Here is a 13,662-nt window from a genome sequence, read left to right as displayed (position 1 = left end):
TCACGCGCACGTCCTCGGGACCGGCGTCGTCGGCCCGCCGCGATCCCTCGCTCCGGCCCACTCCCGAGGGCCCGCCCGCCCCGGCTGGGGCTCGGTCACCCGCCGCGGCACCGCGCCCGCCCTGGGCACCGAGCTCGCGGTCCAGCCGCCGGTACTCCAGCCTGAGTCCTCCGTACGCCCGGACAAGACGCTCGCGATGGGCGCACGGCCGGCCACGACGGGCTCGTCGCCGGCCAGGACCTCGGGTGCGGGGCCGAGAGCGGGTAAGACCGCTGAGACCGGTTCACGGTCGACGGAGCCGCCTCTGATCGCCGTACAGAGGGATGAGGGCGGCGAAGACCGGGCGACCGGGAAGCCGGCCGACAGGGGTGGCGAAGACGTCGGCAGGGTGGCCGAGAAGCCGATCGACAGGAGCGGCGAGGACGCTACCCGGGTGGCCGGAAAGCCGATCGACACGGAGGCGCTGCGGCGACTGCGTAGGTTGGCGGCGAGCGCCGACACGACGGCGCCCAGCGAGGCGACCCATGCTGAGACGACTCGCGCCGAGACGACGGCCCGCGTTGAGGCGGTCCCCTCTGAGGCGGTGAGCGCCGACACGGCGGCGCGCAGCGAGGCGACCCGCTCTGAGGCGACCCACACCGAGGCGGCGCGCGCTGACGCGGCCCCCGCTGACGTGACCCGCGCTGAGGCGCCGCACAGCGAAGCCGCGTCTCGTGAGGCCGTGGCCGGTGGAGTGGCGGAGGCGGGCGGGTCCTCGGGAGTGGGCCGGAGCGAGGGATCGCGGCGGGCCGACGACGCCGGTCCCGAGGACGTGCGCGTGATCGGTGCCGAGGAGCTGCGTGCGACCGGTCCCGAAGACGAGCGCGTGACCGGTCCCGAAGACGAGCGCGTGACCGGTCCCGAGGACGTGCGCGTGACCGGTCCCGAAGGCGAGCGCGTGACCGGTGCCGAGGAGGTGCGCGCGGCCGGGGCGGATGAGGTGGCGCGTGACCAGCACCGGAAGGGGAAGCCGCCCAGGCAGAGCCCGCCGCTCGTGTTCCCGGACGTGCAGCGGCTCTGGCCGCCGCTCAACCCCGACAGCAAGCCGGTGCGATACATCCGGCCGGTGACGCGCGACGACGAGGCCCAGAAGGCCGGAACGACTCGCGACGAGCCCGCGACCACCGCGTCCGCCCCCGAGACCACCTCGTCCGCCCTCGAGTCCGAGACCACCGCGTCCGTCCACCAGATCGGCCCCGCCAAGAGCGAGCGGGCCCGTCAGGAGAACGGCCCGGCCAGGAGCGAGCGAGGCAGTCAAGGGACCAGTCCCGCGAAGGGCGAGCGAGCCGCGCCGGCAAGCGACAGCGGGGCGTACTCGGACAAGGCGGCGGGCAGCGGGACGTACGCGGACGAGGCGGCGAGCAGCGGGCCGTTCCAAAGCGGGCAGAGCGAGCAGGTCGTGCGGGCGCCCGCGGCCAGGCAGATCACTCAGGGGCCGACGCCGGGCGAGCGGGTGCGGCGGGTCGAGTCCGTGGTCGGCCGCGACTCCGGCGGCTGGCGGCGGATCGCGCAGGTGGTCGTCGGCGGCGGCAGCGTGCGGACCGACGGATCGGAGATCGACGAGGCCCGGACGCGGGCGGTGTTCAGCGGCAGTCGCCGGGTCGTGGTGCTCGGCTGCACCGGCGGCGCCGGGCAGAGCACGACCGCGCTGATGCTGGGGCACACCTTCGCCCAATATCGCGACGACCGGGTCGTGGCCATCGACGCCAACATCGGTGGCAACACCCTGACCAGCAGGATCGACCCGGAGACCCCCGAGACGCTGGCCTCGCTGCTGGCGGGGCTCGAGCGGGTCAGCGGCTACCTGACCATGCGGGGCTACACCACCCGCACCGGGTCGGGGCTCGAGGTGATCGGCGCCGACACCGACGCGGACGCCGAGCAGCGGCTGTCCGACCGGACGCTGTTCTCCGACCACCGGCTGGGCCAGGCCATGCACCTGCTCGACCGGCACTACAAGCTGGCCGTCCTGGACCCGGCCGCCGCGCTCGCGGCTCGCGTGCTTCCGTACGCCGACCAGCTGGTCCTGGTGGTCCCCGCGAGTGAGGAGGCGCCCGAGGCGGTGGCGATGACGTACGAGTGGCTCGACGGGCACGGCTGCGCGGACCTGCGCAGGCGGGCGGTCATGGTGGTCAACGGCGTGAGCAGGCGTTCGATGGCCGACGTCGAGCAGGCGGAGTCGGTGGCCAGCGGCAGGTGCCGGGCCATCGTCAGGGTCCCCTGGGAGGACGACCTGGCGCCGGGCGGCGACGGGGTGGTCGATCCTGGGCAGTTGCGCGCGGCCGGGCGGCGGGCCTACCTCGCCCTCGCCGGGGTCGTGGTCGCGGGCTTTGCGGCACAGACGGTCCGTCCGAGCGAAGAGGAGTTGGCGAGTGACCCCCCGGGCACGAGAATCGGTGAGCGATAAGTGAACATGCGAGCAGGTCTGACTTGTTCATGCGCCGAGGGGGCGGCATGAGCAGGGGGTCCCGAGCGCATCAGCGCCTGGCGGTCCGCTATTTCGACGACCGCATCCTGCTCACCAACACCTGCGCATGGGCGTATTTCCGACTTCCGACGATCAGCTACGAATTCGTCACGCCCGAAGAGCGTGAGGCGCTGGCCACCAACATCACGATCGCGCTGGCCACGATCCGGATGCCCGATGCCGAAGTACACCTGAGGGTCGCGCACCGCACCTATCCCGCGGCCGAATGGGCGATGGCGCTCAACGCCACCTCCGACGAGGGGTCGGGCTGGCGCGACTATCTGGAGGAGATGTACCGGCACGTGTGGGCCAAGGACTTCTGGTCCAAGGAGGTCTACATCGGTGTCCGCCTCGGTCCCCGGGGCAAGCAGGTGGGCGCGGGCGTGCTGGGGCAGCTCTTCGGCTTCTACCAGCGTACGGAGAAGGCACTCGGGCTCGAGGACGACCACGTCCCGGACGGCGAGATCGGCAGATGGACCGAGCAGGCCGAACGGCTGGGCCGGGCACTCGCCTCCAGCGCCCTCTATGCCAGGCATGCCACCTCCGTGGAGGTGGCGTGGCTCTTCCAGCACTCGGCCGCGGGCGCGCTCGGCGATCCGCCGCCGTCGGCGAGCCCGAAGCGGCGCTGGGGCAAGGGCGAGATCGAGTCGCTGGTCGAGGGCGAGATCCACAACGGCAGGTCGCTGCTGCGCATCGTGCAGCCGCAGGGCGACTCCTATGTCGCGCAGCTGTCGTTCGCCCGCTTCCCGGACATCATGCCGTTCCCGGACGGCGAGCCGTGGCTGCACTTCGCCGACCAGTTGCCCTTCCCCGTCGAGATCTCGTCGAGGATGCGGCTGATCCCGCCGGTCAAGGCGTCGAAGGACGTCGCGCGCAAGCTCGCGCACGCGCGCGACATGGACATCCACATCCGCGAGGCAGGCGCGGAGGCGCCGCTCGCGCTCGCCGAGCAGATCGACGCGGCCCGCATGCTGGAGCACGGCATCACGAAGGAGCGGCTGCCCTTCGTGTACGGCTGGCACCGGCTGATCGTGTCGGCCCCGACCGAGGACCTGTGCGTACAACGGGTCGAAGCGGTCGTCGAGCACTACCGTGACATGGGCATCGACGTGGTCAGCTCGACGGGCGACCAGTTCTCGCTGTTCTGCGAGGCGCTGCCGGGCGAGAAGGTCAGGGTCAACGCCTACGCCCAGCGGCAGCCGCTGCGGACGATCGCCGGCGGCATGGCCACGGCGACCGTGGACCTGGGCGACCGGCTGGGCGACGGCAGCGAGGGCTGGCTCGGGCCGTACATCGGGGAGACCGTCGGCAGAGCCCGCAGCATCGTGCACTTCGACCCGCTGGTCGCGGCCACCCGCAACCGGCCGACGGCCATCGCGATCACCGGCGAGCCCGGTGGCGGCAAGACCACGCTCGCGCTGCTGATGATCTATCAGATGGCGCTGCGCGGCGTCACCGTCGCCGTGATCGACCCCAAGGGCGACGCCGAGTCGCTGGTGCAGCTGCTGCAGAAGCGCGAGCGCAAGGCCCGCGTCATCCCGCTCGGCTCGGCCGCGCCCGGCCTGCTCGACCCGTTCTCGTTCGGCGACGACATCGCGGCCAAGAAGACCATGGCCACCGAGACGCTGCGCCTGCTGCTGCCCCGGATGTCGGAGGAACGCGAGTCGGCGATGATCCAGGCAGTCGCGGCTGTCTCCAACGGCGTGGACCCGTCGCTCGGCAAGGTGGTGGAGTTCCTGGAGCAGTCCACGGACGCCGCCTCCAAGAACCTCGGCGCCGTACTCCGCTCCATGTCGGAGATGCGGCTGGCCAAACTCTGCTTCGACCCCTCAGGAGGCGACCAGGTCGACACCGAGGGCTGGACGACCGTGTTCACGCTCGGCGGCCTGACGCTGCCCGACGTGGCGACGGGCCGCGACGACTACTCCTACGAGCAGCGGCTGTCGGTCGCGCTGCTCTACCTGGTCTCCCAGTTCGCCCGGCGGCTGATGAACAGCCTGGACCGCCGCGCGCCCAAGGCGATCTTCTTGGACGAGGCATGGGCGATCACGTCCACGCCGGAGGGTGCGAAGCTGGTGCCGGAGGTCAGCCGCATGGGTCGTTCTCGCAACACCGCGCTGGTGCTCGTCTCACAGAATGCCGGTGACCTGCTGAACGAGCAGGTCACCAACTGTCTGTCCTCGGTCTTCGCGTTCAGGTCCACCGAGCGGGTGGAGGTCGAGCACGTGATGTCCCTGCTGGGCGTGGAGGCGTCGGAAGAGCACAAGGCGGTGCTGAGATCGCTCGGCAACGGCGAATGCATTTTCCGCGATCTGGATGGCAGGGCGGGCCGCATCGGAGTAGACCTGATCTCCGAAGACCTGCTCCGCTGGCTCGACACCAATCCGACACACGACAAACCCAGCGACAACGGGCATCATGATCTTCAAGGGGGAGTGGGCGGCAGAGCGCAGGAGGTGCGGTCATGAAGATCCGGCTACCCAGGCGGCTCGCGCTAGCTCTGGCCCTGCTCGTGGGCATCCTCGTGGTGCCGATCGTGGTGGGCGCGCTCTCACCCGCCGCGGCGGCTCCCTGTGACCTGTCCGGCGCGCTCGCTCCCGAGGTGATCGGCAGCGGCTCCGACGGCATGATGCAGCCGCCCGTCCCCGAGGGCGGCGCGCCGGCGGCGCCGACCACCAACTACGCCCAGTTCGGCATGAGTGGCCAGTTCTGGCACACCTACGACCTGGGCTGCTCCGACTTCGCCGCGGTGCTCGGCAACACCTGGGCCAACACGATCTTCCTGTGGGCCAAGGCGATCGACCGGGTGACCATCACCACCTACCAGGCAGCGGCCACGGAAGGGCCGCTGCAGTCCATCAAGGACGTGGTCGATGACATCGTGACGAACCTGTCCAACGCGATGTACTGGCCGCTGCTCCGGCCGATCGTCATCCTCGGCGCCATCTGGCTGGCCTGGTACGGACTGATCCGCAAGCGGGCCACCACCACCGCCGAAGGCGTGATCTGGATGGTGCTCGCGGTCACGGTCGCGACCTGGTTCTTCAGCCGGCCCGGCGACTTCACCGGCCTCGGCACGATCGTCACGGACAAGACCGGCGAGGTCGTCAACTCGGCCTTCTCCGGCCTGCCCGGCGCGGGCGGCGCCTCCTGCCTGCCCGGCCCCGGCCAGACGAACCCGCAGGTCAAGGCGGGCGGTTACGGCCAGACCGGCACGCCAGGGGTCGACCAGAACGCCGAGGCGCTGTGGTCCACGCTGGTCTGCAAGCCGTGGCTGATGGGCCTGTTCGGCACCGCCGACCCCAACCAGCCGATCGTGCGCGACTTCGGCCGTACGATGCTGGAGACCCAGTCGATCCCCGCCGCGACGGCTGATCAACCGGCGCCGGACGTCGGCGCGCACCAGGCGAAGTACGCCGAGATCGCCGAGAAGCTCAAGAACGACTCCCGCTACATGATCTTCTCCGGCCGCGACTGGACCAGCAGGCTCGGCGTGGCCATCGGCGCGCTGATCGCCGCCCTGGTCGCCGGGGTGCTCATCTTCCTGGTGGCGGTCTCGCTGCTGGTGCTGAAGGTCGGCTTCCTGCTGCTGCTCATCCTCGGGCCGGTGTTCCTGCTGATCGGCGTGCATCCGGGCAGCGGGCGGATCATCGCCATGCGCTGGGTGGAGATGCTGATCGGCACGCTGCTCCGGCAGGCCGTGCTCGCGCTCGTGCTCGGCGTGCTGGTGTACGGCTATGCGCTGATCATCTCGACCGCCATGCCGTGGGGGCTGCAGATCCTGTTCATGGCGTTGCTGACGATCGCGGTGTTCTTCTACCGGCGGCCGTTCCAGCACCTGTTCGCCTCGATGAACGGGCACACGCTGACCACGCGCATGCTCGGCGACGCCGCGTCCTCCTCCGTACTCGAGCGGTCGTCTTCCGCGCTGCCGCCGGTGGCGGCGGCCAGGATCGGCCGCTGGGGTGCGCGCAAGGCCGAGCCGCTCATCCAGGCGGCCGCGATGGGCGCGTCGGCGGGCACCGCGGCGGCGGCGTCCACGGTCGCCCAGGGCCGGGCCCGTGGGCAGGAGAGCGCGGAGGGGGCGGCCGCGTCCGGCACCCGGGTGCCCGCCACGGCCGCGCCGCTGAACACCGACAAGCAGGACGGGAAGGCCGCGGGCCGGCAGGTGCCGGCGCCGCGTGCCGGGGCCGCGCCGCCGCTCAACCTGAGCGGTACACCGACTCGCACCCGTGGCACTCCGCAGCCAGGTGGGGCGCGGACGTCGGGCGGCCCGTCAGGTGGGTCCGCCGCCGGTCCTGGGAGTGTCGGTGCTGGGAGCGCTGGTGCGGGGAGTGGCGGGGCCGGTGGAGGTGGCTGGTTCGGCGGGCGTTCCGGGGGTGGCTGGGCGTCACGTCGTGGCGCGGGCGGCTCCGGTGGCTCTTCGGGCGGCTCCAGGTCGGGTGGCACGCGGTTCGGCGGGTCGGGCGGCTCCAGGTCGGGCGGGTCCGGGTCGGGTGGATCGTGGCTGAGTGGCTCCGGTCGTTCGGGTGGCAACGGTGGCTCGGGCGGTTCGGGGGGTTCCGGCGGTTCTGGCGGGTCCCGGTCGGCGAGTCGTGGTTCGTCGGGCGGCGGGATGTTCGGTGGTGGCGGTTCAGGCGGTCGGCGCCCGGCCGACGAGCCGAAGGGCCGTTCCTCGGAGGCGCCACCGCTCTGGCTGCCGAGCAGCCGCCGTGGTGGCGGCGGCTCCGGTGAGGGCGAGCCGTCCGTGCCGTTCTGGCTCAAGCCCAGCAATCCGGACAGGGACTGATCATGGCGCAGCCGGGTGACAGGCGGGGCGTCGCCTTCGCCGCCATCGTGGTGGTCATCGCCGCCGTCGGCATCTACCTGACGATGTGGCCGGACTCCGGCGAACCGGAAGCGGGGCAGGCGTCCACCGGCCACACCACGACCGTCTCACCGGCCGCGCCGAGCAAGCCGCTGGCGACCGCCAGCGGCAAGCCGTTCGACATCTACTCCTACCTGCCGATGACCAAGGAGCAGCTCGCCGCGGCGGCCGACCTGGCCGAGCGGTTCACCGCCGCGTACGGAACGTTCCGCTACGACGAGGAGCCCTCGGCCTATGTGGATCGGGTCAAGGTGTTCACCACGGCCGAGTTCGGCAATGTGCTCGCCAGGACGCGCACCTCGCCCGGCACCGTCGAGCGCGACCGCGCCGACGAGCTCGTGGCGGCGGGGACGGCCAAGATGAAGGAGATCAGGCAGGTCGAGAAGTCGTCCGTCGTCTTCGTGGTGACCGGCACGCAGCAGATCACCGCCAAGAGCGGCAACAAGCAGCTCGTGGACGACTACGCGGTCACCGTGAGTCAGATGGGCTCCGACTGGCGGGTCTTCGACCTGCAACCCGCCGACGCGGGCCAGGACGGAGACACCCAGGGGTGAACACCTCCCGCGCTCGCGTCGCCCTGGCGGTCGGAGCCGCCGGGGTGCTGCTTCTGGCCGTCGTCATCATGTCGCCGATGCTCATGACCTCGATCCCGTCGTTCCTCGGCAGCGGGAGCACCGCCCGTACTGACTGCGTCAACGGCGACACGCCCGTACAGGAGGTGTCCGACACCGGCGCCTCCGACATCCCGGCCGACTACCTGGAGCTGTACAAGAAGTTCGGCACGAAGGTCGGCGTCCAGTGGAACATCCTGGCCGCCGTCGGCAAGCGCGAGACCGATCACGGCCGCTCGAACATGGCGGGCGTCAAGAGCGGCACCAACTACGCGGGCGCGGCCGGGCCGATGCAGTTCCTGATCGGCACGTGGGGCGGCAAGGCGCAGATCGCGATGTCGTCGAAGTTCAACGGGTACGCCTCCGACGGCGACGGTGACGGCGTGGGTGACATCTACAACCCCGCCGACGCGATCCTGGGCGCCGCGAAGATGCTCAAGCGCAACGGCGCTCCGGAGAAGGTACGGCAGGCGCTGTTCATCTACAACCGCGCCTGGTGGTACGTCGACCAGGTCGAGCAGATCGCCAAGGGTTACGCCAAGTCCGGTGACGTCGAGGTGCCGCCGCAGGCCGACGAGGCGTGTGACGATCCGCTGGTCGAGGCCGCGCCGAGTGACGTGGTGGCCAAGATCCTGGAGTTCGCGCTGGCCCAGCGCGGCAAGCCGTACCTGTGGGGCGGGACCGGGCCCGACGCGTTCGACTGCTCGGGCATCATCTACGCCGCCTACCGGGCGGCCGGGCTGTCGATCCCGCGGACCACGTTCGGGCAGTGGCCGTTCGGCGTGAAGATCTCGCAGGGTGACGAGCAGGCGGGTGACCTGGTGTTCTTCAACGCCGGGCCGGGCACGGGGCCGGACAACCCCGGGCACGTCGGAATGATCGTGTCGAAGGGCAAGATGGTGGAGGCCCGCTGCACGCTGTGCGGGCCGATCAAGGTGACGACGTACCAAGCGCGCGGCAATATTATGGGTTTCACCCGTCCGTTACAGAACCCCGACGTGCTCGAACAGCTCAAGAAGCTGCAGAATGCCGCACTATGACAGTGATCGTGGTGACGGCATGATGATGGTCGTGGTGGCGGTATGACGGTGATCGTGGTGGCGGCGGTGATCGTCTCCTCGGATGGGCGCGTACTCGCCGCGCAGCGGGCCGAGCCGCCCGCACTGGCCGGTGGGTGGGAGTTCCCGGGCGGCAAGGTGGATCCCGGCGAGAGCGAGATCGAGGCGCTGATCAGGGAGTGCCGCGAGGAGCTCGGCGTGACCGTGTCCGTGGGCGCGCGGGTGGGCGGCGACTGGCCGCTGTCCGAGGGGTACGTCATGCGGGCCTGGCTGGCCACCTTGGCCTCGGGCGTGCCGGAGGCCAAGGAGCATCTGGCGCTGCGGTGGCTCGGGCCTGACGAGTATTACGACGTGGCCTGGCTCGGGGCGGACCTGCCGGTGATGAAAGCCGTGGAAGATCTGCTCCGAAAGGGTTAACCATCTCCCCTGGGTGACATAACGATTACTGAGCGTAATGTCACGCGGCCTGAGGGGAGGCGACGTGGTCAGACATGGCTGGATCGTGGCGGGGGCACTGGCCTTCGCGGGGGCGTCGGTTTTGGCGGGCATCCAGTGCGAGCCCGTGGCGGCCGAGGTCTTCAGGGCCGCTGGAGGTGCTGGGATCGCACTGGTCTTCGAGCGGCTGGGCGATGCCGGCGAAGTCGGGCGATGGGCACGTACGGGGGACGCCCTGCGGTTTCGGGTGAGGCTGGAGGGGGCGGGCCGCGACGCCCGGCTCGCGGTGTCGACCAGCCCGGCACAGGCGCTGACGTCGATGACGTGCCCCAGCTTGCCCGCCGGTGGGCTGTTGGACACGGGTCCGGGAGTCGTGGGCGGGCCGGGGGATCAGGCGGTCGAGGGGCGAGCGGTCCCGGGCGGGCAGGCGGTTCCGGGCGGGCAGGTCCCGAGTGGGCTGGCGGTTCCGGGTGGGCCGGCCGTTCAGGGTGGGCAGGCGGCCGTCGGGCAGGCTTTGCCGGGTGGGCAGGATTTTGGGAGCGGACAGGCTTCGGTGGGCGGGCGACCGGTCGCCGGGGTGGCGGCGTCGCGAGGCGTGCTGGCGTCCGGGCCGTCATCGACGCTGGCCGCGACGCTGAGGACCACGCTCGTGCCGACCGCGCCGGCGGTCAGCGCGTCGGGTGTGACGGCGCAGGGTATGAGCGCGCCGAGTCTGGCCGCGCCTGGCGGGACGCACCCAGGCGGCGGAGTCGCGCCGGGCGGGGTGGCTCCGGGTGCGGTCCCTGGGGCGCGGGTGTGTGCGCTGGGTGATGTGGCGGGGGATCGGTCGGTGGACGTGCTGCTCACCGTGCCGAGCGGGCCGAAGGAGGTCGTGCTCACGGCGGCGGCTCGGGCGCGTGACACGAGCGGCGGTTTCGCGACCGTCGTCGGCTCGACCACGACCTCTGTCAAGGCTCCAGTGAGCGCCCCTGTCAGGGCGAGCGGCAGACCGGCCGCACCTGTCGCGACCCTGCCGAAGGGGCCGAAGACGTCCACCCAGACCCTCCCGAAGGGGGCGCGCGGACAGGGGGCGGTGCGTGGGGAGTCCGCCGATGACAGCGCGGGGACGTTCGTCGAGATCCCGCGTGGTGATGTCACGCTGAGCGGCCGAGCGGTGCGCGTCCAACGCGGCGCCGAGGACGCTCGCCCGGACAAGACGGCGGTCGCCGGAAGCGTACGCCCTAGAAACGGGCATACCGCGAAGTCCCATCTGCGGATGGTCTCAGCCGGTCATGCGCACGCGTCCAGCGCCGTACCGAACGGGACGGCCGTCCAGGTCCCGGCACCTGAGCTGCGGCGCGAGCCCGCACTGACCCTGCCCCAGGTTCCCCAGGTCCTTCCTCCGCCGAGGTCGGGGCTCGGCGCTCCGGGAGTCGGCGGCACTTCGGGAGTCGGCACCGGTGGCATGCCGAGAGCCGGGGCTCCAGCACTGAGCGCCCCACAAGGCGGCACCCCCGCAGGCGGCGCTCCGGGACTTGGAACTCCGGGTTTCGGCGCCGGTGCGGGAGCCGGGTGGGGAGCCATGACATCGGCCGAAGAAGTGGGGCCGCCCCTGCCATTCGCCATTCCGGGTAACCGCTTTCAACCGGCCGAGCGGGTGAATCCCCTGGCAGGCGTACGCGGACTGCCGTGGGTCGCCAGCGGGATCGCGGTGCTGCTCGGTGGGCTGTGGCTGGTCGCCAGGGCACAACGGGCGCGATTGCGACGAAAGGTGTTGTAATTCCGTCTTTACTGTTACTTTTACCCGGCTAGGATTCCCTTGACCATGGTTTCGGGACTGCGCGGAGGGCACAGGTGGCACGTACGCGAGCGACGGCCGTGTCCGCACTGATCCTCGCCTTAGGGCTGACGGGTGCCGGTGCGGTTCCCTTCGTCATCCAGAGCGCGAGCGCCTCCGCAGTCGCCTACGACCCCGCCGTCGAGCCCTGCGATGCCGGCGAGGTGTGCGACATCACGCCGGAGACCACCGTCACGGTCACCACGACGATGGACACCCCGACTCCGGACCCGGAAACGACGATCACCAAGACCGTCACCGCGCCCACGAAGACGACGACGAAGACGAGCGCCCCGAAGCACTCGAAGACGCCGAGCTCGACTCCCAGCACGCCCAAGACCACGCCCTCGCAGCTGCAGCCGTTGCCGTCGCAGACCGTGGAGGTGCCGTCCGCGACCACCTCGTCCACGCCCGAGCCCACGGACACGGACGTCGTCCTGCCCACCGTGGCGCCCGTCGAGACCCCTTCGACGACGCCGTCGCCGAGCTTGACGGAGAGCTCGACGGAGGAATCGGTCCCGCTCGAGCTGCGTAACGCGGCCCCCGAGTACGACCAGCGGACGCTGACCCAGCAACTCAGCATCCCGGCACTCGTCCTGGTGCTGCTGGTGCTGTTCGCGGTGCTCATCTTCGAGGGAAGACTGCGCCGGATGGCCCACGCGGCGGCCGTGCGCAAGGCGGGCCCGCAGGGCGGCCCGGGCCAGCCCGGCTTCCCGGGAGCCCCCGGCGGACCGGGAGGGGGCGGCTATCCAGCAGGCCCTGGCTATGCCACCGCCGCTTTCCCGGCGCCCGGTTATCCGGGCGGTACGGCGTACGCGCCGATCATCAGCTTCGTCCCCGTACAGACCTATCCGGGGGGACAGGTCCAGTACGGCGCGGTCTATCAGGACCCGAACATGTACGGCCAGCCTGGCTACGGCCCCGCGCAGCCGCCCACGGCGGCGAGCGAGCCTGTGGTGCTGCATCCGGACGAGTTCGACACGTTCAGCCAGGAGCCGACCAAGTCCGACTTCGATGCCTTCAGCCGACCCGAGCCCGAGGGGGAGTCGTACCGGGCTCCGTTCGAGGCTCTGGTCCCGGCTGAGCAGCCGCCCGCGGACATCCCGCCCGGTGGTGCCGGTCCGTACGAAGACTCGCCTGAGCGCCCGCTGGGCGCCGCCTCAGCCGCCGAGACCGGCGACGCCGAGCCGTGGCAGAGCATCGGCCAGCCCCGACCCGGCACCGAAGGGCCTGGCATCGAAGGGCCTGGCGCCGGAGGGCCTACCCTCGAAGGGCCCACACTCGAAGGGTCGGCCGCCGAAGGAGCGCCCGCCGATGTGACCGCCATCCAGCCGTTGCCCCCGCAGAAGCCCAAGCGCCGCTGGGGACGTCGCGCGTAACGCGGTCGTACGATCTCGCGACTGTGGCGTCCGGCCGTCGGATTCGGCACGCGACTCACCGCCCTGACCGCTCGATGACCCGTTTTTCGCGCGGTACGCGAGTATGTCATCCATGTCGACTCCCCCAGCCGCGGCTGAACCCGCATTATCGGAAAAGTCCGGACGTTCACGCGTAGCTCGGCGGATCGGTTGCCTGGGTTTGTCGTTGGTGCCGTTCGTGTTACTCGGGGCGATCGTTATGACGCCCGTTTGGCTCAACGACTATCGGCTGGCGCGCATGGTGGACCGCATCCAGGAGTATCCGCCGCCGCCCGGAGCGGACTTCGGGTACATCGATCCGCAAGTGGAGGTGACCGGCGACTCCGGAGACTGCTGGTACACCATCCGCTTCGAGGTCTCCACCCACCGGCCCGTCCAGGAGGTGCTGAACCACTACCGCCAGGCGAAGATCGAGGATCCCGACGGAGACCTCGATGACTTCGAGATCACGGCCTGGACACTGTTCGACGAGCCCGGCGTTCAGCTGGATGAGACCTCTGCCACGAACGAGGTGATCATCCACCTGGACGGCATGTATGACCGCACCTGGACGGACATACGCTGCTGGTGAAGTAGCGGGCTCGCCTCCCCGCCGCACAGCCGTCCGCCGACGCCGAGATCGCCAAGATAGTGATCACGTATCGCCGCCGCACCCGTGCGACGCAACGTGCCGGAGCACCACGTCCTCCGCTTTGACACGCTCCTCCCCGAAAGGAGGAGGCCCTTCATACGCCTTGACGTCCATCCCCGGAGGAAACGACAGGCTGACCGTAGGGACAGGTTCCTGCGTCACCTCAACTTCAGCGATGAGATCGTCGAGGACATCCGCCGCGTACGACGGTGAGAGCACGCAGGACACACCGACTGGAGCCGCTCCCGGAATCGTCGAAACCCCAGCCAAAGCCAAGCCGACCAATACCCCGAAACGCCACCGCATTGCCGTCTCCTGCC

General features: G+C 70.8%; 8 protein-coding genes and 1 pseudogene. All 9 read left to right on the top strand.

The annotated features are described in order from the left end of the window. A pseudogene (locus AB0B61_RS45025) lies at positions 1-2,446 on the top strand (hypothetical protein); the annotation flags it as partial. Positions 2,447-2,493: 47 nt separating this feature from the next. Then, positions 2,494-4,974 (top strand): ATP-binding protein, encoded by a 2,481-nt coding sequence (locus AB0B61_RS45020; protein ID WP_358446224.1) that lies wholly within the window; start codon positions 2,494-2,496, stop codon positions 4,972-4,974. Continuing rightward, positions 4,971-7,295: a type IV secretion system protein gene (locus AB0B61_RS45015; RefSeq protein ID WP_358446221.1), complete on the top strand. Its 2,325-nt coding sequence runs from the start codon at positions 4,971-4,973 to the stop codon at positions 7,293-7,295. Before AB0B61_RS45020 ends, AB0B61_RS45015 begins: the two co-directional genes overlap by 4 nt. Before the next feature lie 2 nt (positions 7,296-7,297). Next, positions 7,298-7,927: a hypothetical protein gene (locus AB0B61_RS45010; protein ID WP_358446218.1), complete on the top strand. Its 630-nt coding sequence runs from the start codon at positions 7,298-7,300 to the stop codon at positions 7,925-7,927. Then, a complete protein-coding gene (locus AB0B61_RS45005) occupies positions 7,924-9,024 on the top strand; it encodes a bifunctional lytic transglycosylase/C40 family peptidase (protein WP_358446215.1) in 1,101 nt (366 codons plus the stop codon). The genes AB0B61_RS45010 and AB0B61_RS45005 overlap by 4 nt, the downstream gene beginning before the upstream one ends. A 42-nt stretch (positions 9,025-9,066) precedes the next feature. Further along, positions 9,067-9,459 (top strand): (deoxy)nucleoside triphosphate pyrophosphohydrolase, encoded by a 393-nt coding sequence (locus AB0B61_RS45000; protein ID WP_358446212.1) that lies wholly within the window; start codon positions 9,067-9,069, stop codon positions 9,457-9,459. Between the two features lie 64 nt (positions 9,460-9,523). Then, positions 9,524-11,236, top strand: a complete 1,713-nt coding sequence (locus AB0B61_RS44995; RefSeq protein ID WP_358446209.1) for a hypothetical protein — start codon at positions 9,524-9,526, stop codon at positions 11,234-11,236. Positions 11,237-11,310: 74 nt separating this feature from the next. Beyond that, on the top strand, positions 11,311-12,672 hold the full coding sequence (locus AB0B61_RS44990) for a hypothetical protein (RefSeq protein WP_358446207.1): 1,362 nt from the start codon (positions 11,311-11,313) through the stop codon (positions 12,670-12,672). 238 nt (positions 12,673-12,910) lie between these two features. Then, positions 12,911-13,282 (top strand): hypothetical protein, encoded by a 372-nt coding sequence (locus AB0B61_RS44985; protein ID WP_358446205.1) that lies wholly within the window; start codon positions 12,911-12,913, stop codon positions 13,280-13,282. Positions 13,283-13,662 lie beyond the last annotated feature (380 nt).

Origin of the sequence: Nonomuraea sp. NPDC049158 (assembly GCF_040648335.1) — a bacterium.
Classification (GTDB): Bacteria; Actinomycetota; Actinomycetes; order Streptosporangiales; family Streptosporangiaceae; genus Nonomuraea.
Note: the sequence above shows the minus strand (reverse complement) of the source record. Positions and strands in the feature narration are given on the sequence as shown.